General features: G+C 73.3%; 19 protein-coding genes. 7 read left to right on the top strand and 12 right to left on the bottom strand.

What is annotated here, in order from left to right; all coding sequences use genetic code 11:
- Nucleotides 1-15: 15 nt before the first annotated feature.
- Both ACQEVZ_RS01430 and ACQEVZ_RS01435 read left to right on the top strand, forming a co-directional pair.
- Nucleotides 16-468, top strand: coding sequence for a S26 family signal peptidase (locus ACQEVZ_RS01430; RefSeq protein ID WP_433360146.1), 453 nt, complete (start codon nt 16-18; stop codon nt 466-468).
- Between the two features lie 293 nt (nt 469-761).
- Nucleotides 762-3,548: an FtsX-like permease family protein gene (locus tag ACQEVZ_RS01435; RefSeq protein WP_433360149.1), complete on the top strand. Its 2,787-nt coding sequence runs from the start codon at nt 762-764 to the stop codon at nt 3,546-3,548.
- Nucleotides 3,549-3,583: 35 nt separating this feature from the next.
- Here the strand turns inward: ACQEVZ_RS01435 and ACQEVZ_RS01440 are convergent, their stop codons facing one another.
- The 5 genes from ACQEVZ_RS01440 to ACQEVZ_RS01460 all read right to left on the bottom strand — a co-directional run bounded on the left by ACQEVZ_RS01440 (nt 3,584) and on the right by ACQEVZ_RS01460 (nt 6,808).
- Nucleotides 3,584-4,249 (bottom strand): hypothetical protein, encoded by a 666-nt coding sequence (locus tag ACQEVZ_RS01440; RefSeq protein ID WP_433360152.1) that lies wholly within the window; start codon nt 4,247-4,249, stop codon nt 3,584-3,586.
- A gap of 78 nt (nt 4,250-4,327) precedes the next feature.
- The gene (locus ACQEVZ_RS01445) at nt 4,328-5,008 is read right to left on the bottom strand and encodes a response regulator (protein ID WP_433360155.1); all 681 of its coding nucleotides are present in this window, start codon (nt 5,006-5,008) and stop codon (nt 4,328-4,330) included.
- On the bottom strand, nt 5,005-5,232 hold the full coding sequence (locus ACQEVZ_RS01450) for a hypothetical protein (RefSeq protein WP_433360158.1): 228 nt from the start codon (nt 5,230-5,232) through the stop codon (nt 5,005-5,007). The genes ACQEVZ_RS01445 and ACQEVZ_RS01450 overlap by 4 nt, the downstream gene beginning before the upstream one ends.
- On the bottom strand, nt 5,214-5,462 hold the full coding sequence (locus ACQEVZ_RS01455) for a hypothetical protein (protein WP_433360162.1): 249 nt from the start codon (nt 5,460-5,462) through the stop codon (nt 5,214-5,216). The genes ACQEVZ_RS01450 and ACQEVZ_RS01455 overlap by 19 nt, the downstream gene beginning before the upstream one ends.
- Nucleotides 5,459-6,808 (bottom strand): sensor histidine kinase, encoded by a 1,350-nt coding sequence (locus ACQEVZ_RS01460; RefSeq protein WP_433360165.1) that lies wholly within the window; start codon nt 6,806-6,808, stop codon nt 5,459-5,461. The genes ACQEVZ_RS01455 and ACQEVZ_RS01460 overlap by 4 nt, the downstream gene beginning before the upstream one ends.
- A gap of 156 nt (nt 6,809-6,964) precedes the next feature.
- Between ACQEVZ_RS01460 and ACQEVZ_RS01465 the strand changes: the two genes are divergently transcribed.
- Nucleotides 6,965-7,696: an ABC transporter ATP-binding protein gene (locus tag ACQEVZ_RS01465; protein ID WP_433360168.1), complete on the top strand. Its 732-nt coding sequence runs from the start codon at nt 6,965-6,967 to the stop codon at nt 7,694-7,696.
- Complete coding sequence (locus ACQEVZ_RS01470; protein ID WP_433360170.1) at nt 7,693-8,451, top strand: ABC transporter permease; 759 nt, start codon at nt 7,693-7,695, stop codon at nt 8,449-8,451. Before ACQEVZ_RS01465 ends, ACQEVZ_RS01470 begins: the two co-directional genes overlap by 4 nt.
- Before the next feature lie 24 nt (nt 8,452-8,475).
- Here the strand turns inward: ACQEVZ_RS01470 and ACQEVZ_RS01475 are convergent, their stop codons facing one another.
- The 3 genes from ACQEVZ_RS01475 to ACQEVZ_RS01485 are packed head-to-tail and all read right to left on the bottom strand — an operon-like array spanning nt 8,476 to nt 15,913.
- A complete protein-coding gene (locus ACQEVZ_RS01475; protein ID WP_433360173.1) occupies nt 8,476-9,219 on the bottom strand; it encodes an HAD family hydrolase in 744 nt (247 codons plus the stop codon).
- Nucleotides 9,220-9,236: 17 nt separating this feature from the next.
- Nucleotides 9,237-10,985 carry a fatty acyl-AMP ligase gene (locus ACQEVZ_RS01480; RefSeq protein WP_433360176.1) on the bottom strand — a complete coding sequence of 583 codons (1,749 nt, stop codon included), beginning with the start codon at nt 10,983-10,985 and terminating at the stop codon, nt 9,237-9,239.
- Nucleotides 10,982-15,913, bottom strand: coding sequence for a type I polyketide synthase (locus tag ACQEVZ_RS01485; protein WP_433360179.1), 4,932 nt, complete (start codon nt 15,911-15,913; stop codon nt 10,982-10,984). Before ACQEVZ_RS01485 ends, ACQEVZ_RS01480 begins: the two co-directional genes overlap by 4 nt.
- A 110-nt stretch (nt 15,914-16,023) precedes the next feature.
- Between ACQEVZ_RS01485 and ACQEVZ_RS01490 the strand changes: the two genes are divergently transcribed.
- Nucleotides 16,024-16,764, top strand: a complete 741-nt coding sequence (locus ACQEVZ_RS01490) for a rhomboid family intramembrane serine protease (protein ID WP_433360181.1) — start codon at nt 16,024-16,026, stop codon at nt 16,762-16,764.
- Between the two features lie 59 nt (nt 16,765-16,823).
- Here the strand turns inward: ACQEVZ_RS01490 and ACQEVZ_RS01495 are convergent, their stop codons facing one another.
- The 4 genes from ACQEVZ_RS01495 to ACQEVZ_RS01510 are packed head-to-tail and all read right to left on the bottom strand — an operon-like array spanning nt 16,824 to nt 20,179.
- Nucleotides 16,824-17,546, bottom strand: coding sequence for a 4'-phosphopantetheinyl transferase family protein (locus tag ACQEVZ_RS01495; RefSeq protein WP_433360183.1), 723 nt, complete (start codon nt 17,544-17,546; stop codon nt 16,824-16,826).
- The gene (locus ACQEVZ_RS01500; protein WP_360565541.1) at nt 17,543-17,848 is read right to left on the bottom strand and encodes a ferredoxin; all 306 of its coding nucleotides are present in this window, start codon (nt 17,846-17,848) and stop codon (nt 17,543-17,545) included. Before ACQEVZ_RS01500 ends, ACQEVZ_RS01495 begins: the two co-directional genes overlap by 4 nt.
- A gap of 43 nt (nt 17,849-17,891) precedes the next feature.
- Nucleotides 17,892-19,058, bottom strand: coding sequence for an aminofutalosine synthase MqnE (gene mqnE, locus ACQEVZ_RS01505; protein ID WP_344506556.1), 1,167 nt, complete (start codon nt 19,056-19,058; stop codon nt 17,892-17,894).
- A 44-nt stretch (nt 19,059-19,102) separates the two neighbouring features.
- On the bottom strand, nt 19,103-20,179 hold the full coding sequence (locus ACQEVZ_RS01510) for a hypothetical protein (protein ID WP_433360188.1): 1,077 nt from the start codon (nt 20,177-20,179) through the stop codon (nt 19,103-19,105).
- A gap of 205 nt (nt 20,180-20,384) precedes the next feature.
- Here ACQEVZ_RS01510 and ACQEVZ_RS01515 point away from each other — a divergent pair, with 205 nt between their 5' ends.
- Nucleotides 20,385-21,257, top strand: coding sequence for a 1,4-dihydroxy-6-naphthoate synthase (locus ACQEVZ_RS01515; protein ID WP_433360191.1), 873 nt, complete (start codon nt 20,385-20,387; stop codon nt 21,255-21,257).
- Between the two features lie 38 nt (nt 21,258-21,295).
- The gene (locus tag ACQEVZ_RS01520) at nt 21,296-21,676 is read left to right on the top strand and encodes a DUF6069 family protein (protein WP_433360194.1); all 381 of its coding nucleotides are present in this window, start codon (nt 21,296-21,298) and stop codon (nt 21,674-21,676) included.
- Nucleotides 21,677-21,740: the final 64 nt, after the last annotated feature.

Below are 21,740 nucleotides of genomic sequence, written 5' to 3' on the forward strand. Positions count from 1 at the left end.
GTCGATACTCCACGAATGGTGCTGGCAACCCTGGCCGGCTGCGTGGTCCTGCTGCTGGCCGCCGGCGTCGTTGTCGCGCGGCGGTCGCTGCTGGTGGTGACGGTCTGCGGCGGCAGCATGGCGCCGACCTACCACGACGGCGACCGCGTCCTGGTCAGCCGCCGGCGCCGGCCGGCCGCCGGCATGGTGGTGGTGCTGCGTCAAGGCGACGTGGCGGCCGAGGCCGCCGCGCTGGCGGCACACCGCAGCGGCTATCTCGTGAAGCGCCTCGCCGCGCTGCCCGGCGACGCGGTGCCGGCGGCCGTGCGCCCGGCACTCGGCACGCAGAGTCCGGACCTGGTGCCCCCGGATGCGGTGGTGGTGCTCGGCGACGACGCGGACAGCATCGACTCGCGCGCCTGGGGCTTCCTGCCGCTGCGGCTCGTCGTCGGTGTGGTGGTTGCAGACCTTCGGACGGCCGGCCGCTGACCGGCAACAGCCGGACAGGACGGCGGGCCGCCAGCTCCCCCGTGGCAACGCCCGACTCCAATCATGATCTTGTGATGTGATCGCTCACATCATTGGCCGCCATGCAACACCTTCCCTCGTTGGGTGTCAATGTCTAACCAGACAATCTCGTTGGCGTGCGGGCGAGCGTGATTGACACCAATGGTGTGAGCGATAACATGCCGAAGGAAGCACGAGGACGGGGGCAATCGATGCTTGGCATGGCCGCGTCACAATGGCGGGTCCGCTTACGGCGGTCTATTGCCCTGCTTTCGATGATCACCGTCGCGGTCGTCGGCTTCACCCTGCTGACCGCGGCCGCCGTCACGGCCCGGCTCGACGCCGGGGGCACCGTCCAGGCCAACTTCCGCCCCGCGTACGACATCCTCATCCGCCCGACCGGCAGCGTCCTGCCCCTGGAACAGCAGCGCAACCTGGTGCAGTCAGGTCAGCTCGCCGGCCTGCGCGGGGGCATCACCGTCGAGCAGTGGCACCAGATCCAGAACGTGCCTGGCGTCGCCGTCGCCGCACCCGTCGCCGTCATCGGCTACGTCATCCGGACCGTCCCCGTCACCGTGCAGCTCGGCGCCGACCTCGACCCGGCCGCCGAACGGCAGGTGATCAAGGTGCAGCCGACCTGGGTCACCGACGCCGGCCTGTCGCGCATCCCGGACGGCGCGGCCTACCTGTACTCGACCCGCAACGTGCTGCACCAGAAGCAGCTCAGCGAGATGCGCAGCGGCGAAGGCGTCCCACCCGCCGAGGAGGTCGACCCGGGCGGCGGCCGCCAGCCGGTCTGCCCCGTCGTGCAGTCCGTGGGCGAGCGGGACTTCATCGACCCGACCGACCTGCCAGGCCGCTCCTCGCTCACCTGCGTCGGCGGGCCCGGCTCCCGCGACGTGTTCGGCAACCCGGTCGCGCCGGTGGTCACCCTCGCCTGGTCGGTGCCGTTCCTGATGGCCGCCGTCGACCCCGCGGCCGAGGCCGCCCTCGCCGGGCTCGACACCGCGGTCACCTCGGGCAGGTACTTCACCGCCGGCGAGCAGCCCGCCCAGCGCCGGCTCGACGGCATGCCCTACCCCTACGACTCGCTGCCGATCCTCGTCGCCGACAAGCCGCAGCTCGACGCTCAGCTCGAACTGCAGATCCAGCGGCTCGGCGGCGCGTCCGTCGAGCTGGTCCGGGCCGGCACCGACAACCGCGGCCTCCGCGCCGCGCTGGACGGCCAACCGGGCACCCGGCTGGCGACCCGCACGGTCCCGATCGACGGGCCGTACCAGGACATGGTCGACCGGCTGCGCCACCCCTTCCAGAGCGGTCCCGACGACATGGCGGTGTCCAACACGCTGTGGCTGGACCGGTTCTGGACCGTCGGACCCGCCAGGACGACCCCCGCCGGCGACGGCCTGCGGACCGAGCCGGTCCCCTACGACCTCAAGATCTGGGGGCTCGGCGCCGACGCCGGCGACAGCGGCCACCCCGTGCCGATGGAGTTCGCCGACACCGGCGTGCGGGGCGCCGTCGCCGCACACCCGAACATCACCGCCGAGCACGACATCCAACCCGGCGACATCGCCATGCCGGACGTCGCGCTCGACGCCGTCGGCACCTTCGACCCCTCCCGGGTGCGGCTGGGCGGCGCGCTCTCCGCCGTCCCGATGGACACGTACTTCAACCCCGGCGCCGAGGGGGCCGACGACGCTTCCCGCAAGGCCCTCGGCGGCCGCCGCCTCGAGCCGAACGCCAACGTCAGCGGACTGCTCAGCCAGCCGCCGCTGATGCTGACGACGATGGGTGCGCTGCCGGTCATCTTCGGCCCCGACGGGTACGGCACGAAACCGGAGTACCCCGAGTACCAGCTCAACCGCGCGGCCCCGATCAGCATGGTGCGGGTCCGGCTCGCCGGCACCGTCGGCATGGGCGCCGCCGACCGCGAAAGGGTCCGGCTCGTCGCCGAGCAGCTCGCCCGCCGCACCGGACTCCAGGTCGACATCACGCTCGGCTCGTCACCCACCGGCGTCACCGTCCAGTACCCCGCGGGCAAGTTCGGACGACCGGACCTCGCCGTGTCCGAACCGTGGGTCAAGAAGGGCGTCGCGGCGGTACTGGTACACGCGGCCGACCGCAAGAGCGTCCTGCTGTCCGGCCTCGTGCTCGTCGTGTGCGCCCTCGCCGTGCTCAACGCCACCAACGCCGCCACCCGCGCCCGGCGCACCGACCTCGGCGTGCTCGCCTGCCTCGGCTGGAGCCGAAGACAGCTGCTCCAACTCCTCCTCACCGAGATCACCGGCATCGGCCTGGCCGCCGGCGTCGCTGGGACCCTGCTCGCCGTGCCGCTGGCCGCGGCGTTCGGGCTCGACATCGGCTGGCTCCGCGCCCTGCTGGCGATCCCCGTCGCGCTGCTCCTGGCCGTCGCGGCGGGGCTGTGGCCGGCGCTGCGCGCGGCCAGACCGGACCCCGCGGTGGCCGTCCGGCCCGCCGTGTCGGCACCCTCCGCCCGGCGCCGCAGCCCGCGCCGGGTCACCGGCCTCGCCCTGTCCTACCTCGCACGGACACCCGGCCGGGCCGCCCTGGGCGCCGGCAGCCTCGCCATCGGCGTCGCCGCGCTCACCATGCTGCTGGCCATCACCTTCGCGTTCCGCGGCGCGGTCGTCGGCACACTCCTCGGCGAAGCGATCGCGGTGCAGGCCCGCACCGTCGACTACCTCGCCGTCGCCATCACCATCGTGCTCGGCATCGTGTCCGTCGCCGACGTACTGTTCCTCGGGATCTCCGAACGCTCCGGCGAACTGGCCCTGCTCGGCGCCACCGGCTGGCACGACGGCCTGCTCCGCCGGCTCGTCGTCACCGAGGCCGTCGCCATCGGCGTGCTCGGCGGCGCCGCCGGCGCGGGTCTCGGCCTGGGCGCCGCGGCCCTCTTCGCCGGCACGCTCACCGCACCGCTGGTGTGGTGCGCGGCGATCGCCCTCACCGCGGGCGTCGCCGTGTCCGCGGTCGCCGCGACGGTGCCGATCGCAATCCTCCGTCGCCTGCCCATCGCCCAGCTCCTGGCCGAGGAGTGACCGCGCCGACACGGCCTTCCGCAGCTCAGGTCGACTCACCCATCGGCCACGGCCGGCCGGCGCTGGTACCGATACCAGGACTGTCCAGCGATGGACTCGAAGACAGGATTCGCGGACCGTGTGCTGGCACCGAGGTTGATGAACGCGCTTGGGCTGCCCGCGTCGGATGCGATGTAGGCCAGCGTGCCATCGGCTTCGTAGAATTTCAGGACTTCGAGGGGGCAGCGCCAGTTCACTGTCGCGATGTGGTGCATTCCCGACTGCACGCTGGAGAGGTCCTTGGGCCGAGCCAAATGCTTAACCGCCACCGCCGGGGCCGACGTGACGGCGTTGAACAACCAGAACAGGTGCAGGAATTCCCCCAAACCGGGCGAGAGAAACCGCCAGTCCGCGTCGTCATCGCTGCGGTCGTAAACAGCGGGGTCGTCGCCGACGGTGTCGGTGGCCCAGGCCCAGTCACCGATGTACTCGGTCATGAAGACGAGCCTGCCGTCCTCGACGTAGAGCTGTTCCGGGCTCATCACCTTTGTCGAGTCGGATGGGTTGATGGCGTCGGCCCAGCGACCGGCGACCTCGTACCAGCTCCGCAGTGCCCGCGGCATGTCGATCGTCGGCGGCACCGGTGCCACGTCGGCAACGTCCGAAGGACCGTACCAGGCTTCCATTCGCTGGCGGAGCGACGCTGAATCGTCAAGGTTCACCGGCGGAGTATGCCGGGCGGCGACGGGCTGAAGGAACGTCGAGCGGGCCGCGCAGCGTAGGTCCGCGGCGGCGCGGCTTCAGGGAGCCAGGCCGGCGCGGTGCGCGATGATGACCAGCTGGATGCGGTCGCGGGCGTCGAGCTTGTGCAGCAGCCGGGCCACGTGGGTCTTGGCGGTGCCGGCGGTGATGTGCAGGCGTAGCCCGATCTCAGCGTTGGTGAGTCCCTCGGCGACCAGGGCGAGCACCTGCCGCTCGCGGTCGGTCAGGCCGCCGAGCGGGTCGGGCGCCGGTCTCGGCCCCGGCGGCACGGGGGCGGGATCCACGGAGGCGGCGGACGATGCGGCGAAGGTGGCGATCAGGCGGCGGGTCACACCGGGCGCCAGGAGGGCGTCGCCGGCCGCGATGACCCTGATCGCCGCGTGCAGGTCCTCGGGCGGCGCGTCCTTGAGCAGGAACCCGCTGGCCCCCGCGCGCAGCGCGCCGTAGACGTACTCGTCGAGGTCGAACGTCGTCAGGATCAGCACCCGGCTGTCCGTCGAGGCGGTGATCCTGCGGGTCGCCTCGATGCCGTCGAGGACGGGCATGCGGATGTCCATGAGCACCACGTCGGGCGCCAGCCGGGTGACGACGTCGACGGCCACCAGCCCGTCGGCCGCCTCGCCGACCACGGTCAGGCCGTCACCGGTCGCCACGATGCCGCACAGCCCGACCCGGACGAGCGCCTGGTCGTCGGCGACGACCACCCGGACCTCGTTCACCGCGCCGCCGCACCCGTCAGCATCGCCGCCACCGCCGCCGCACCCTCAGACCGCGCCGCCGCACCCGTCAGCATCGCCACGACCACTGCCACGTCCTCAGCCGGCACGCAGGCAACCTCCTTTCCGCCCGCGGCCAGCACGGTCGCCGCCGCCGCTGCCGCGCCCTCAGCCGGCACGAAGGCAACCTCCTCCCCCGCCACATCCATCACGGTCGTCGCCGCCACCACGCCGCGCCCTCAACCACCACGCAGGCAACCAACTTCCCGGCCGCGGCCATCACCGTCGCCGCCACCACGGCCGCGCCCTCAGGCGGCACGAAGGCAGCCCCTCCCGCCACGTCCATCACGATTGCCGTCGACACGGCCGCACCCCCAACCGGCACGCAGGCCGGCACCGGCGGCGGCAGCAGGACGGGATGCGTCCTTACTGCGGCCACCACCCGGGCCTCGGTCACCGTGCCACCGTGTCCGTCAACGTCCCTGCCGCCGCTCCCGGCACAGCCCCCGCCGCCGCATCCGTCGCGACCCCCGCAGCCGTCACCGTCACAGCACCCGTCGTCACGCCCGGCCCGGCACCCGTCGCCACGCCCGGCCCGGTGTCCGTCGGCACACCCGACCGGGCACGTGCGGCGGCGTCCGGAACGGCGGCTGCCGGTATCGGCAGGGCGGCGCGGACCGTGAAGCCTCCTGACGGGGGCGAGGCGGTGGACAGGGTGCCGCCGAACAGGGCCGCGCGCTCGCGCATGCCGCTCAACCCGTGTCCGTCGGCGGCAGGGTCCAGGACCTCCTCGGCGCCCCGGCCGTCGTCGGTGACCTCGACGGTGACCTCGGCGCCGGCGTAGGCGACCGAGACCCGCGCGCGGGTCGCCGCGGCGTGGCGGATGACGTTGGTGAGGGCCTCCTGCACGATCCGGTACACGGTCAGCTCCAGGCCGGCGCCGAGCGGGCGCGGGTCGCCGGTCACCGCGAGGTCCACCCGCACGCCGGCCGCCTCGGTCTGCGCCGCCAGGCGTGGCAGGTCGGGCAGCCCGGGTGCGGGCGCGGTCGCGGCGGGCCGCTCGTCACGCAGCGCGCCGAGCACCCGTCGCAGCTCCGCGAGGGACTCCCGGCCGGTTGTCTCGATCGCCGCGAGCGCGTCGGACGCCTTCGCCGGCTCGCGGTCCAGCATCAGCCGGCCGTACGTGGCCTGCACCGTGATCACGCTCATGCTGTGGGCCACGACGTCGTGCAGCTCGCGGGCGATGCGCAACCGCTCGTCGGCGCTGCGGCGGGCCGCCCGCTCCACCTCGGCGTCCGCCTGCCGGGCCCGGTGCCGCAGCAGCTCCTCGGTATACCGACGGTGCTGGTGCACCATGAAGCCGACCAGCCACGCCGCGACGAGCAGCAGCGCGAACGGCAGGACGCCGCCGACGTGCCGGAACCCGGGCAGTGCCGTCGCCACGGGACCGGTGAGGCCGGCCACCAGCGCGAGGACGGCCGTCCGCCCGCGGTGCCGCTCCGCCACCCGGTACAGCGCATACGCGGCCGGTACAAGCGCCATCCACCCGAGCCGGCTCGACAGCGGGCTGAGCCAGAACACCGCGAGGGCGGCCAGCGACGCGGTCAGCGGGAACCGGCGCGCGAGGGGCAGGACCCCGCACGACACCGCCAGCGCGGCGACGGCAAGCCACCCCGGGTCGGCCTTCACCGCGATGATGCCGCCGGCGGGGACGGCATACAGCAGCGCGGCGACGACATCGACAACGAGCCAGTGCCAGGGCCGCAGCCGATGCCGCAGCGGCGGGCGCAGCTCGGTGGTCATGTCGCCGAGCGTACGACCGGCACCCGCCACCGTCGTCCTCCCCGGGGTGTATGCCGCGCGGCAGACAACCCGGCCATTCGGCTGGTGCGGTAGCCCGCGCGGTGGGGGTACGAGCGGCAGACGACACCGCGACGGCCCGCTGCGATCGTCGACGGCATGATCGAGGTTCGACAGTTGAGCAAACGCTACGGCGGCAGCACCGTCGTGGACGCGGTGACGTTCGACGTGCGGCCGGGCCGGGTCACCGGGTTCCTCGGCCCCAACGGCGCGGGCAAGTCCACCACCATCCGGATGCTGCTCGGCCTGACCACGCCGACGGCCGGGCGGGTCACGTTCGACGGCCGGTCGTTCCGGCTGATGGAGACGCCGCTGCGCGAGGTCGGTGCGCTGCTGGACGCGGCGACCGTGCACGGCGGCCGGACCGCGCACGCGCACCTGCGGTGGCTCGCCGCCAGCAACGGGCTGCCGAAGCACCGCGTCGGGGAGGTCCTCGGCCGGACCGGCCTGGAAGCGGTCGCCGGGCGGCGCGTGCGGGGCTACTCCCTCGGCATGCGCCAGCGCCTCGGCATCGCCGCCGCGCTGCTCGGCGACCCGCCGGTCCTCATCCTCGACGAGCCGGTCAACGGCCTGGACCCGGAGGGCGTGCACTGGTTCCGGACGCTGCTGCGCGACCTCGCCGCCGAGGGCCGCACGCTGCTGGTGTCCAGCCACCTCATCACGGAGATGGCCCTCGTCGCCGACCATCTGCTCGTCATCGGCGCCGGCCGGCTCCTGGCCGACCAGAGCATCCAGGAGCTCACCCGCGGCCACGCCACCCTCGAGGACGCGTACTTCGCCGTCACCGCGGCGTCGACGCAGTACCGCGCGAAGCAGGGAGGCGCGCGATGACGGTGCTGCGCCGCACGGCCCACGCGGAGTGGATCAAGCTTTGGTCGGTCCGGTCGACGTGGCTGGCGGTCGCCGTCGCGGCGGTCCTCGCCGTCGGGCTGTGCGTCACCGGCACGATCGGCACCGTGCCGGCGGCGGACCGGGCCGCGTTCGACGCCGTCGGCGCCGCGTTCGGCGGGCTGACGTTCGCGCAGCTGGCGTTCGGCGTGCTGGGAGCACTCTCGGTGACGACCGAGCACGCGTCCGGCACGATCGTGCCGACGCTGGCCGCCACCCCGCGGCGGGGTGTCGCGCTGCTGGCGAAGCTGCTGGTCACGGGCGGCGTCACGCTGGTGCTCGGCGAGGCGCTGGCGTTCGGCACGTTCCTGCTCGGCCAGGCCCTCCTGGACCGGCACGGCCTGGCCGTGGGGCTCGGCGACCCGGGCGTGCTGCGGGCGGTGAGCAGCGCCGGGCTGTACCTGTTCGTGATCGCCATGGTCGGCTTCGGTCTGGGTGCCCTGCTGCGCCAGCACGCGGCGGCCATCGCCACCCTGTTCGCCGTGGTGTTCCTCGCGTACGGCGCGGCGCGGGCCCTCGAAACCTGGTCCTACCTGCCGTCCCGGCTGCTGCTGTCCAACGCCGGCGACGTCGTCGGCCAGGTCCACGCGACCGCGGCGAAGCCGAGGCTGCCGTCGCTGCGGATGGCGTACGCGGACCTGGCCCTCTACCTGACGCTGGCGCTCAGCCTGGGTTGGTTCCGAGCCCGCAGGGACTAATAGGCGACCAATACCACAAAGCGGTCACCGCACCGCGGGCACCAGGTCCAGGACCGGAGCCAGACCGCGGTCGCCGGTGCGGTGCTCCGCCGGCAGGATGAAGCAGCGCAGCCCAGCGGCGGAGGCGCCGCCGTCACGGACCGGGTTGTCGCCGACCATCAGCGTCGCCCGGGGGTCGGCGCCGAGGTCCGCGCACGCCTTGCGGAACAGCTCCGGGTCGGGCTTCTCCCGGCCGGCCTCGTAGGACAGCGCGTATGTGTCGACGAGATCGCCGAGGCCGAAGTGCGCGACGTGCGCCCGGATGTCCCAGGCGATGTCGCTGACCACCCCGACCCGGACACCGCGCGAACGCAGCCCGCGCAGGACGAAGCCGGTGTCCTGGTACGGCACCCACGACTCGGTGTGGATCATCCGGGCGTGCGCGGCCGCCTCGTGACCGCGAAGGAACGGCACCGCGGCGAACCAGGCGAGCATCGCCGAGCGGTGCCGGTCGGCGGACAGGTCGCGGCCCGCCTGCACGGCGAGGACCTCCGGCAGCTGGTAGGCGGCGGCGAGGTCGGTGAGCGCCGCCGCGAGCACGGCCGGGTCGTCGAGCTCCCCGGCCCGGCCGGTGTCGGCGGCGATCAGCCGCAGCCACTGCTCGGCGTCGATCATGTGGAAGATCGTGTTGGCGAAGTCGAAGAGCACCGCCTGCACCGGCGGCACCGGACCTGCCTGCGCGGCGGGGTCGGTGCTGTACGTGGAAGGCGTGTCGAACAAGGTGCGCATCGGCAGTACGGTACCGGTCACCACGCCTTGGGCCCGCCGTCGGGCAGCAGCTCGCGGCTCCGCTTGCGCTGAACCTTGCCGCTGGTGGTGCGGGGCAGGCCGCCGGGGCGCAGCAGGGTCACCGACGCGACGTGCAGCTGGTGCTCGTCGGCGACCGCCCGGCGGACCGCGGCGACCATCTCGTCGAACGCGACGCCGTCGCCGCCCGGCGCCCGCGAGATCCGGACCTGGCGGGCGGTCTCGGCGACGACGCCGAGCCGGCCGTCGTCGCCGAACTGGAACGCCGCCACGCAGTCCGGGCCGACGGCAGGGTGCGCGGCGCTGACGGTGCGCTCGATGTCGCTCGGGTAGTGGTTGCGCCCGTCCACGATGATCAGGTCGTCGATGCGGCCCAGCACGTAGAGCTGACCGTCGCGCAGGAACCCGAGGTCGCCGGTCTTCAGGAAGCCGACGCCGGGACAGTCCTCAAGCGTGCCGCCGAAACGGGCCTCGGTCGCCTCCGGCTGCCGCCAGTAGCCACCGGAGACGCTGTCGCCGGCCACCCAGACCTCCCCCACCAGGCCTTCCGGAGCCGGTACACCGGCGGCGACGATCCTCACGTCGAGGTTGGCCGGGACGCGGCCGCACGCGACGACCTGCCGCGACGGGTGCCCCGGCCGCGCCGCGACGAGCTCCCCGCGCTCCGCCAGCGCCGAGGCGTCCAGGTCGACGTGGCGGGCGTCGTCCGGGAGCCGGGCGCCGCTGACGTACACGACCGCCTCCGCCAGGCCGTAGCAGGGCCGGAACGTCGACGGGCTGAACCCGGCCCCGGCGAACGCCGACATGAACGCGGTGAGCGTGCCGTGCCGCACGGGCTCGGCGCCGTTGAGCGCGACCCGCCACGGGCTCAGGTCGAGCCGCGCCTTCTGCTCCTCGGTGATCTTCGCGACGCACAGCTCGTAGGCGAAGTTCGGGGCGGAGGAGACCCAGGCGCGGAAGCGGCTGATCGTGTCCAGCCAGACGAACGGCCGCATGAGCAGCGCCATCGGCGGCAGCAGCACGGCCCGGCCGCCCGGGTACAGGCCGCCGATCAGCTGGGCGAGACCCATGTCGTGGAAGACCGGCAGCCAGCTCACGACGCAGAAGTCGGCGGGGTCGCAGGCCGGCGCCTCGACGAGGACCGCGATGGCGGCGGCGTTGGCCAGCACGTTGCCGTGACTGAGCACGACACCCTTCGGCGCGCTCGTGGAGCCCGACGTGTACTGCAGGAACGCCGGATCCGACGGCCGCACCCCGGGGTCGCGCCACAGCCCGGCGAGGCCCTCCGGCACGTCGGCCACGACGATCGGCTCGACGCTGCCGAGGTCGGCGACGAGCGACGACTCGGCGTGCTCGGCGGTGGTGAGCACGACGGCGGGGTCGGCGTCCTTGACGATCCCGCCGAGCCGGCCGAGGGTCCGCTTCCCGCCGTGGATCGCGTCCGGGGCCGGTGACGGCACCGCGACGAGCCCCGCGTAGGCGCAGGCGAAGAACGCGACGACGAAGTCGACGCCGTTGGGCAGCATCAGCATCGCCCGGTCGCCCGGCTGCGTGGTCTGCTGCAGCAGCGCCGCGGTGTCGCGGACCCGCTCCTCCAGCTGCGCGTAGGTGAGGGTCAGCACCTCCTCGCCGTGGCTGTCCAGCTCGGTGCAGGCGGGCTGGTCCGGCCTGTTCGCGGCCTGGTGGCGCAGCAGGTCGACGAGGGTGCCGACGCCCTCGAGCACCTGGATCGGGTGCCGGGACGTCACAGCGCGCCCGCCAGCATCAGCCGGGCGCCGGGGAACAGCCCGTTGGCGGTCATCGCGTCGGCGGCCTTCACGACGGCCGCCTCGATCCTGTCCAGGTCCTCGTCGGTGTGGGCGAGGGACAGGAAGCAGTTGCGGCCCTCCCAGATGTACAGGCCGTCGTGGACGAGCATCGTGTGGAAGATCTCGGACCGCTCCGAGTTCGCGGGCTCCTCGACCAGCCGGAGCCGGAACAGCGAACCGAACCGGGCGACGCGGATCGGCACGCCCGCGCCCTCGAACCTCGCGTCGAGGCGGGCGCCGAAGGCCTCGGTCCTGGCGTTGAGCTCCTCCTGCAGCGCCGGGCCGCGGCGGACCAGCTCCCGCAGGACCGCCCGGGCGGCGGCCATCGACAGCGGGTGCTTGCAGAACGTGCCGGAGAAGAAGGTGCGGACCGTCTGCGGGTACGGCTGGTCGCCGAACTCCCAGGCGCCGCCGTCGATGGCGTCGAGGTACTTCGCGTCGCCGGCGACCACCCCGATCGGCATTCCGCCGCCGACGACCTTGCCGTAGGTGGTGATGTCGGCGGCGATGCCGAAGAGACCCTGGGCGCCGTTCGGGTGCATCCGGAACCCGGTGATGACCTCGTCGAAGACGAACGGGGTGCCGGCGTCGGCGGTGATCCGGCGGACCTCGCGCAGGAACTCGACGGGCTGGATGTCGGGGCGGCGGCTCTGCACCGGCTCGACGATCACCGCGGCGAGCTCGTGCACCCGCTCCCGCAGCACCTGCAGCGACGCCGGGTCGCCGTAGGGCAGCACGAGCGCGTTGGCGCTGACCTCCGGCGGGATGCCGGGCGCCATCGGCACCGACTCGCCGGAGGAGCCCTCGATGTCCTGCCGCGCCAGGATCGGGTCGGCGGTGCCGTGGTAGGCGCCCGCGAACATCGCGATCCGGTGCCGCCCGGTGACCGCCCGGGCCAGCCGGACCGCCACCATCACCGCCTCGGAGCCGGTGTTGCAGTAGACGACCCGTTCCTTGCCGGTCAGCCGCCTGATGAGGTCGGTCGTCTCCGGTACCAGCGGCGAGTGCGGCCCGAGCTGCATGCCGTCGGCGAGCTGGGCGGTGATGGCCTCGTTGATGAACGGCTCGTTGTGGCCGAACAGGTTCACCCCGAAGCCCATGGTGAGGTCGACGTACTCGTTGCCGTCGACGTCCCACACCCTGGCCCCGTTGGACCGGGCCACCACGATCGGGTAGCGGGTCTCCTTGAGGTTGAGGTACGGCTGCGGCGCGTGCCGGACGTCGGCGTGGCCCACCCGCTCGGCGGCGGCCTGGGCGCGGGAGCCGGCGGTGCGGGCGCAGTACGCGCTGGACAGGTCGGCGATGAACGCCCGCTGGGCGTCGGTGAGCTTCCGCGAGGCGCCGCCGGTGCGGGGGCCGAACGCGACGAACGTCCCCTGCGGCGCGGCCGGAATCGCCGTGCGCTGCACCGCCTGTTCCACCGGCGCGGCAGGCGCGGGCGCCACAGCGGGCGCGGGCAACGCGGGTGCTGCGGAAGGCGCGGCGCCGGGCTGGCGGCGGCGGATCAGCTCGTACGCCTGATCCATCACCTGCGCGTGGACGTCGAGGAACCGGTCGACGGCGCTGCCCCCACCCGGCGCGACCGGTGGCAGCACCGCGGCGGCAGGCGGCGGGCTGATCACGGGCAGCGGGGCCGGCGCGGCGGGCGGAGGCGGCTCACGCAGGGCCAGCACCGCGGCCGGGGCGTTGCGCACGATGTACCCCGCCAGCCGCCGCAGCGTGTTCACCTCCTCGAACAGCATCCCGATCGGGATGACCACCTCGTAGGTGCGCTGGATGCTCTGGATCGTGTGGAACAGCGTCATGGAGTCGGCGCCGAGCTCCAGGAACGACATGTCCGGGTCGATCGGCGCGTCGGACTCCAGCAGCGTCGTCACCACCTGGCCCAGCTCCGCCAGGACGCGGGCGTCCGCTCCTGCCGACGTCGGTTGTGCCACGTGCTCCTCAGCCCCTCTCTGGACGGGGATCGATGCCGGTGCGGGCTTCGGCAGGGTCGCCGTGGGCAGCCAGAACCGTCTGCGCTGGAACGGGTAGGTGGGCAGGTCGACCCGCCGGCGGCGGAACCCGTCGTGGAAGGCGGCCCAGTCGAGGTCGTGCCCGGCGGCGTACAGCTGGGCGAGCGAATCGGTGAGCACGTCGCCGTCCTCCGCGCCGGTGCGCAGCGACGGCAGCCACCGGGCGCCGGACACCACCCGGCGACCGGCGCCGAGCAGCACCTGACCGGGTCCGACCTCGACGAACGTGGTGCAGCCGGCCTCGGCCAGCCGCCGCACGCCGTCGGCGTAGCGGATCGTCGAGGTGAGGTGCCTGGTCCAGTACGCCGCGTCGGGGCGGTACTGGTCGTCGAAGAGCCGGCCGTCCAGGTCGCTGACCAGCGGGATCCGCGGCGCCCGGTAGGTCACGGCGGCGGCGACCTCGGCGAAGGCGTCGCGGGCCGCGGCCATCATCGGCGAGTGGAACGCGAGCGTGGACTTCACCGGCCGCACCATCACCCCGGCGGCAGTCAGGTGCGCCTCGACGGCCGCGACGGCCTCGGCGGTGCCGGCGACGGTGACGTTGGTGCCGGCGTTGACCGCGGCGATCGCCAGGCTCGGGTCGGCGACGGCGGCGAGCGCGGCCCGGACCGTGTCCTCGCCGGTGAACGCGGCGAGCATCGCGCCGGGTGCGCTGCGCTCCTGCACGAGCCGGCCGCGGGCGGCGACCAGCCGCAGCCCGTCCTCGAGGTCGAAGACCCCGGCGACGCAGGCCGCGGCGAGCTCGCCGACGCTGTGGCCCAGCAGGTGGCCGGGGTGCACGCCCCAGCCGGTCCACAGCCGGGCCAGGGCGTACTGGAGGCAGAACAGCGCCGGTTGCGTATAGCGCGTCTCGTCGAGCAGGTGCCGCTCGGCCGGCTCCGGGAACAACACCGTCTGGAGACTGCGGCCGATCAGGTCCCGGAGGATCTCGTCGCAGCCCAGGAGGGTGGCGCGGAACTGCGCGTTCGTCACGTACAGCTGGCGGCCCATGTCGGCGTACTGCGACCCTTGCCCGCTGAACAGGAACGCGATGCCACCGGGACCGCCGGGCGGACGCTCGCCGGGGTGCAGGCCCTGGTGGGCCGTCCCCGAGGCGATCCGGTGCAGCTGTTCGGCGGCTTCTTCGCCGGTACGGGCGGCGAACGCGACCCGGTGCCGGAAGTGCGACCGTCCGGTGTGGACGGAGGCGGTGAGGTCGGCGAGCGAAGGGGCGGGCCGCTGTTCGAGGCGGGTCGCGTACCGGGCGGCGAGCGCGGCGACCGCCGCCGGTGTCTTGGCGCTGACGGTGACCAGGTGCGAGGTGCGGACGTTGCCCTTGTTCGCGGGCGGCTTCGCCGGGGCCGGCGCGGCCTGGAGGATGACGTGGGCGTTGGTGCCGCCGAACCCGAACGAGCTGACGCCGGCGGTGAGGGTGCCGCGCCGCGGCCGCCACGGCTGCCCGGTGGACGGCACGGTCAGCGGCGCGTCCGCGGGGATGCGCGGGTTGCGTTCGCGCAGGTGCAGATGGGCCGGCACGTGCTCGTGCCGCAGCATCAGCACGACCTTGAGCACCCCGGCGATGCCGGCCGCGGCCTCGGCGTGGCCGATGTTGGTCTTCACCGAGCCGAGCATCAGCGGCTCGCTCGCGGGCCGGCCGTCGCCGAGGACGGCGGTGAGCGCGGCCGCCTCGATCGGGTCGCCGAGCGGGGTGCCGGTGCCGTGCGCCTCGACGTAGTCGATGTCGCCGGGCGCGAGGCCCGCGTCGTGCAGGGCGTCGCGCAGGACGTCCTGCTGGGCGCCGCCGTGCGGGGCGGTGAGGCCGTTGCTGCGGCCGTCCTGGTTGACCGCGGACCCGCGGACGACGGCGAGGATCCGGTCGCCGTCGCGGACCGCCGCGTCGAGGCGTTTGAGCAGCACCAGGCCGCAGCCCTCGGCGCGGACGTAGCCGTCGGCGGCGGCGTCGAAGGTCTTGCACCGCCCATCGGCGGCCATCATGCCGGCCTGCTCGAAGACGTCGGTGCCGTCGGTGTCCAGCAGCAGGTTGACGCCGCCGGCGAGCGCGGTGTCGGACTCGCCGAGGCGCAGGCTGCGGCAGGCCATGTGCAGCGCCACCAGCGAGGACGAGCAGGCGGTGTCGACGGCGACGCTGGGGCCCTTGAGGTCCAGCGCGTAGGAGATGCGGTTCGCCGCGACGCTCAGCGCCTGGCCGGTCCCGGAGTACGGGGTGTGCAGGTGCGGCTCGCGGGCGATGAGCCGGCCGTAGTCGCTGCCACTGATGCCGACGAACACGCCGGTGCGGGTGCCGGCCAGGCTCGCCGGCACGACCCCCGCGTCTTCCAGGGTCTCCCACGCGACCTCGAGCAGCAGCCGGTGCTGCGGGTCGACGTGCCCGGCCTCCTTGCCGGAGACGGCGAAGAACTCCGCGTCGAACTGGTCGACGTCGGCGAGCAGCCCGTGCGGTCGGCCGAGCGGCGGGTGGCCGGGCACGTCGCCGCCGACGGCGTCGGTGCCGGTCTCCAGCAGCCGCCAGAACGCGTCGGGGCCGGTGGCGCCCGGGAAGCGGCAGCCCATGCCGATGACGGCGATCGGCTCGTTCACCTCGGGTTTCGCCGTGCGTTCGAGTGCCGCCACGGGTTCGCCGGTACCGGTGAGGTGGCGGGCCAGCAGCCGCGCCGTCGGGTACTGCCAGAAGACGGTCGCCTCGACGGGCCGGCCCAGCAGCTGCTGCAGGTCGCCGAGCAGCACCAGGGCGTCGCGGGAGGACAGGCCGAGGTCGGCGAGCACCGCGTCGGGCTCCACCGCGCCCGCGCCGACCTTCTCCGCGACGTGGCGCAGGATCCACGCCTCGACGTCCGCCTGCGTCACTGGTTGCACGTCTCGCCTCCCATGCTCGGTACAGAAGCATCGGCGATCGCGGTTAAGAGAACGCCTAGTTCGCCGAGCGAGCCGAGAGGGACGAGCACGCGACCGGTAGCGTATGAGTAGTGACCGCCGTCGAAACCCGCCACCGCGCGGGCCTGCCGATCGCCACCGTGGTCGTCGCGTTGATCACCACGCTCGGTGCCGCGGCCCAGCTCCACGACCCCGACGTCCTGGAACGGTTCCGGCGCAACTACCCGGCGCTGCACGACGGCGAGTGGTGGCGGTGGTTCACGCCGCTGCTCGTGCAGGGTTCGGGCTGGGGCCAGATCCTGTTCAACATCGGTTCACTGGTCGTCGTCGGCGTCATCGCCGAGCGCCGGTTCGGCACGTTGCGCTGGCTCGTGCTGTACGTGGGGATCGGGCTGGCCGGTGAGGCCTTCGGCGAGCGGCTGGACCCGACCGGCTCCGGCAACTCCCTCGCCGTCTGCGGCCTCGCCGGCGCCCTGGCGACGCTGCTGCTCCTGCGCCCCGGCGCGGCGACCCGCCCGCACGCGTTCGTGGTGCCGTACTACGTGGCGTGCGTGGCCGGGCTCGGCTTCGGCGGGGTCGTCGGCGCGACCGTGGCCCCGACCGTGGTCCTGGTGGTGATGAGCATCCTGCTGCGCCGGGACCGCTACACCGGGATCGCGTTCGCCGCGGGCCTCGCCGCGCTGGTCGGCGCCGGTGCGCTCGCCGCGCGGCCGGACCAGCACGGCATCGCCCTGCTCTGCGGCGCGGTCGCCGGCCTGCTGCTCTTCCCGCCCCGCCACCGCGCCGGACGGGTCGCGGACGGCCGCCCGGCTCCCGCGCGCGGCCGCCCATGATCCGGTAAAGAAGTTGTCGCTATGACGGCAACAAGTCTTCCGGATCATGGGAGGGGCGGTCAGGCGGCGTAGGAAGGCTGCCGGGCCGGGACGGCGATGCCGGTGAGGACCAGGCCGCGGTCGACGAGCCAGCGGCCGGCGAAGCCGGCGACCTCGACGCCGCCGACCACGGGCCCCGGGACCAGCAGCCAGGCGTGGAACGTCTCGCGCTGCGGCGCGATCGTCACCGTGGCCTCGGTGAAGTCCAGCCAGCGGCCGGTCAGCGGGTACCACGCCTTGAACACCGACTCCTTGATGCTGAACAGCAGCCGGTCCCAGTGGATCCCGGGCCGCTGCCCGTCCAGCTGCCGCAGGTGCCGGCGCTCCTCGACGAGCGTGATGCTGTCCAGGACCCCGTCGGGCAGCGGCGCGTGCGGCTCGGCGTCGATGCCGACGGTGGTGAGGTGCCCGGCGCGGGCCACCGCGGCGGCCCGGTAGCCGGCGCAGTGGGTGATGGTGCCGACCACGCCGGCCGGCCACACCGGCTCGCGGCGGGGCCCGGCCGGGATCGCGACCGGGCCGAACCCGAGCCGGCCGAGCGCCTCCCGGGCGCACCGCCGGCCGGTCATGAACTCCGCGCGGCGCTTCGCCACCGCGTTGCCGAGCGCCGCCAGCTCCTGCGGGAACAGCGGCGCCGGCAGCGCGTCGTCGAACGCCTCGACGACGGCCGTGCCGGCGGGCAACAGGCTGCCGAGCAGCGTGCGGGCACCCGTGCCGGCCGGTCCGGCCGCCGTCACGGTCACGGCGTCTGCGCTTCCGGGCCGTACACCTCGACGCCGTCGCCCTGGCGGCGCACGTGGATGCAGTCGCCGGGGCACTCGTTCGCCGAGTCGATGACGTCCTGCGCCGCGACCAGCGGCACCAGCACCGCCGTGCCGGGCGTGTGGCGCAGCTCCCCGTCGTCGCCCTTGACGTAGGCGAGCCCGTCCACGTCCAGCTCGAAGACGTCGGGCGCGTACTGCGCACAGATCCCGTCGCCGGTGCACAGACCCTGGTCGATCCAGACCTCGAGCTGGTCCTGCTGCGGTGTCGTCGCTGCGGTCACCCGCGCTCACCTGCCTTGTCTTCTCGTACGGTGGCCGGCACGGTCAGACCCGCATCGGCTGGGGCGTCTCGCGGCGCGCGTGGTCCGGTCCGTCGAACTCGCGGATGATCTCGTAGCGGGTGTTGCGCTCGACCGGCCGGAAACCGGCGTTGCGGATCAGGTCGAGCAGGCTCTCCCGGGTCATCTTGTCCGGGGTGCCGAACTCGTCCGCGTCATGGGTGATCTTGTACTCGACGACCGAGCCGTCGATGTCGTCGGCGCCGTGGTTGAGCGCCAGCTCGGCGGTCTGCAGGCCGTGCATCACCCAGAACACCTTGACGTGCTGGACGTTGTCGAACAGCAGCCGGGACACCGCGAAGGTCTTCAGCGCCTCGGCGCCGGTCGCCATCGTGGTGCGGGCCATGAGCTTGTTGCGGATCTTGCCGTCCCGCGAGTCGTGGAAGTCGTGCTGGTACCGCAGCGGGATGAAGACGTGGAAGCCGCCGGTCTCGTCCTGCAGCTCGCGCAGCCGCAGCACGTGGTCGACGCGGTGCTTCGGCTCCTCGATGTGGCCGTACAGCATGGTGCACGGCGTCTTGAGGCCCTTGCGGTGCGCGAGCCGGTGGATGCGCGACCAGTCCTCCCAGTGGGTGGCGTGGTCGACGATGTGCTGGCGGACCTCCCAGTCGAAGATCTCCGCGCCGCCGCCGGTCAGCGACTCCAGGCCGGCGTCGATGAGTTCGTCGAGGACGTCCTCGGCGGACAGGCCGGAGATCCGCTCGAACCAGTGGATCTCGGTCGCGGTGAAGGCCTTGATCGCCACGGTCGGCGGCAGGGCCTCCTTCAGCGCCCGGATCGAGCGCGGGTAGTAGCGCCACGGCAGCGTCGGGTGCAGGCCGTTGACGATGTGCAGCTCGGTGAGCTGCTCGCTCTCCATCTCCTTGGCGAGGCGGACGGCGTCCTCGATCCGCATCGTGTAGGCGTCCTTCTCTCCCGGCTTGCGCTGGAAGGAGCAGTACGCGCACGACGCCGTGCAGACGTTCGTCATGTTCAGGTGCCGGTTGACGTTGAAGTGGACCACGTCACCGTTCTTCTCGGTACGTACGTGGTGCGCCAGCCCGCCGAGCCAGGCGAGGTCGTCGCACGCGTACAGCGCGATACCGTCCTCGCGGCTGAGCCGCTCACCGGCGACGACCTTCGCCTCCAGTTCCCGCTTCAGACCTGTGTCCACCAACGACTCCTCATCGACTCTGTGTGGGGGTTTGCGAACGCGGCTCAGTAGAGCCCTTCGGGCGCGGCGGAGCTGATCTGCAGCGGCCGTACATTGGCGACGGCGTCACAGGGCCAGCCTTCGACCCGGTGCCGGACCGCCTGGTCGCGCTCCATGATGTTGGGCAGGAAGAGGTCGTCGTGCAGGACGGTGAGGCGCACCCGGCCGGTCTCGCCGTAGCCGACCGTCCGGCGCGGGTCCTCCTTGTCGACGACGGCCATCGTGACCTGCGGATAGTTGGGCAGGTACGGCAGGATCGCGCCGTCCCGCTCGACCGGCAGGCCCATAGCGCAGCCGAACGTGTTGCCGTACGTCATGCCGATCACGCCGCCCTGCAGCGCCTCGGCGATCTCCGTGTACATCGGCGGGGTCAGCTGGGTGCCGCCGAGGCCGACGCCCGAAAGGCCCGAGACCAGCTCGGGGCGGCGGGAGATGAGCGCCTGCATGATCGCCGGCGTCGTCTCCAGGTAGTGCACCCGGCCCGTCTCCAGCACGTCGGTCATCTGCTCGATGGTGTGCTCGACGTACATGTTCATCTCGACCAGGCGGCTGTCGCGGATCAGCGTCTTGATCCACCGCGGGTCGAGGTCCATCGTGTACACGGTCGACTCGTAGAGCTCCGCGATCTGGTTCGCGCCGCGGCCGACGATGTGCGGGCCGCTCGGGCACGCGTACAGCCAGGTGCGGCCGGGCTCGAAGCCGCTGAGGCGCAGCCCCGCCAGCCGCCACGCGGTGTGGTGCTCGGCCATCGACGGGGTGTGGAAGATGCGGCACGGCTTGCCGGTGGTGCCGCCGGACTCCCAGATCCGCCCCGCGAGGGGCCGCGGCACGTCGGCGGGGACCAGCTGCACGGGGTCGAGCTCGCGCAGCGTGGCCAGCGAGAACGGCCCGAACTGCGCCAGGTCGTCGTAGCGGGTGATGTCGAGCGGGTCGAACCCGAGGTGTGGCCGGCGGGCCAGCCAGTACGGGCTGCCCGTCACCGGGTCGAAGTGCCGGCGGACCACGCGGACGGTCCACTCGTCGAGGTCGGCGGCCAGCCAGGCGTCGGTACGCGCCGCGGCGGGTTCCATGACGGTCGTCATCGATTCGTCCTTCGGGTGCCGGAAGCGATGGGTCCGGCTCGACGCGCCGGACACCGGGAAACAGGCAGCGGTCTCCCACAGCACTTGTGTTGCTGGCATCGTGCCGTGGCGCGGATTGGGGAAATCACCACACTTGATCCCCATGCGAACTGCGGGCCGCCACGAACCGGGACAAGCCGTGACCTACAGCCGTAAGATCCGGGCCATGACCGAGCGGCCGCTGTCGATCGCTTACTCGCCGTGCCCCAACGACACGTTCGTCTTCCACGCGTGGACGCACGGCATCCTGCCGAACACGCCCGCGACGACCGTCACCCACGCCGACATCGACGTCACCAACCACCTGGCCGGCAGCGACCGGTTCGACGTCATGAAGATCTCCTACGCGGCGCTGCCCGGCTTCCTGGACCGCTTCGCGCTCGTGCCCTGCGGCGGCGCCCTCGGCCGGGGCTGCGGCCCGCTGCTGGTCGCCCGCCCGGCGGGCGGGGTGGAGCGGCTGCGTGAGGCGGTCGTCGCCGTGCCGAGCGAGCAGTCCACGGCGTACCTGCTGCTGCGGCTGTGGGCGGAGCGCGCCGTGCCCGGCGGCTTCGGCGGCGTCGTGGTCATGCCGTTCCACGAGATCATGCCCGCGGTCCGGGACGGCAAGGTCGACGCCGGCCTCATCATCCACGAGGCCCGCTTCACCTATCAGTCCTACGGCCTGCGGGAGCTGGTCGACCTCGGCCGGTTCTGGGAAGAGGACACCGGCCTGCCGATCCCCCTCGGCGCCATCGTGGCCCGCCGCGACCTCGGCGCCGGACGCATCGACGAGGTCACCGGCGCGATCCGGGCGTCGGTGCGGCACGCGTGGGCGCACCCCGACGCGTCCCGGGACTACATCCGGCAGCACGCGCAGGAGATGGCGCCGGACGTGACGGCGCAGCACATCGCCCTGTACGTCAACGGGTTCACCGAGGACCTCGGCGACGACGGCCTGGCCGCCGTCCGCGCGCTGCTGGACCGGGCCGCCGCGGCCGGACTGTGCCCGGCCGTGCCGCCCAGCTCGCTCGACACGGTACAACCGATCCGCGTGCCCTGAAGCAGTCCCGTTCCACCGACCCGGAGGTACCCCCGCACATGAAGCCGTCCGTCGTGCGCCCGCTCGCCATCGTCGGCGCCGCCGTCCTCGCCCTGATCGTCTACTTCATCGCCCGTTCAGCCGCCGGTGACCTGGTGGTCAAGTCCGGCGGCAGCGAGCAGACGGTCAGCGCCGTCGCGGTCGTCGCGACCGTCGTCATCGCCGGCCTCCTCGGCTGGGGCCTGCTCGCGCTGCTGGAGCGCTTCACCGCGAAGGGCCGCACGATCTGGACCGTCGTCGCGGCCGTGTTCCTGCTGCTGTCGCTGCTCGGCCCGCTCGGCGGCACCGACGCCGGCACCAAGGTGTCGCTCGCGCTGCTGCACCTGCTGGTCGGCGCCGTGATCATCACCGCGTTCACCCGGACGTCGCAGCGCACCTGACCGTGCACCGGTCCGGGCCGCCCCGGACGACCGCCCGGCCGGCACGTCGAAGACCGAACGCGAT

Origin of the sequence: Dactylosporangium sp. CA-152071 (assembly GCF_050936335.1) — a bacterium.
GTDB lineage: Bacteria > Actinomycetota > Actinomycetes > Mycobacteriales > Micromonosporaceae > Dactylosporangium > Dactylosporangium maewongense.

Coding starts and splice junctions, on each gene's coding strand:
- ACQEVZ_RS01430 (WP_433360146.1), top strand. CDS start 16: ATGGTGCTGGCAACCCTGGCCGGCTGCGTGGTCCTGCTGCTGGCCGCC.
- ACQEVZ_RS01435 (WP_433360149.1), top strand. CDS start 762: ATGATCACCGTCGCGGTCGTCGGCTTCACCCTGCTGACCGCGGCCGCC.
- ACQEVZ_RS01460 (WP_433360165.1), bottom strand. CDS start 6,808: ATGACCACCGAGCTGCGCCCGCCGCTGCGGCATCGGCTGCGGCCCTGG.
- ACQEVZ_RS01465 (WP_433360168.1), top strand. CDS start 6,965: ATGATCGAGGTTCGACAGTTGAGCAAACGCTACGGCGGCAGCACCGTC.
- ACQEVZ_RS01470 (WP_433360170.1), top strand. CDS start 7,693: ATGACGGTGCTGCGCCGCACGGCCCACGCGGAGTGGATCAAGCTTTGG.
- ACQEVZ_RS01475 (WP_433360173.1), bottom strand. CDS start 9,219: ATGCGCACCTTGTTCGACACGCCTTCCACGTACAGCACCGACCCCGCC.
- ACQEVZ_RS01510 (WP_433360188.1), bottom strand. CDS start 20,179: ATGACGACCGTCATGGAACCCGCCGCGGCGCGTACCGACGCCTGGCTG.
- ACQEVZ_RS01515 (WP_433360191.1), top strand. CDS start 20,385: ATGACCGAGCGGCCGCTGTCGATCGCTTACTCGCCGTGCCCCAACGAC.
- ACQEVZ_RS01520 (WP_433360194.1), top strand. CDS start 21,296: ATGAAGCCGTCCGTCGTGCGCCCGCTCGCCATCGTCGGCGCCGCCGTC.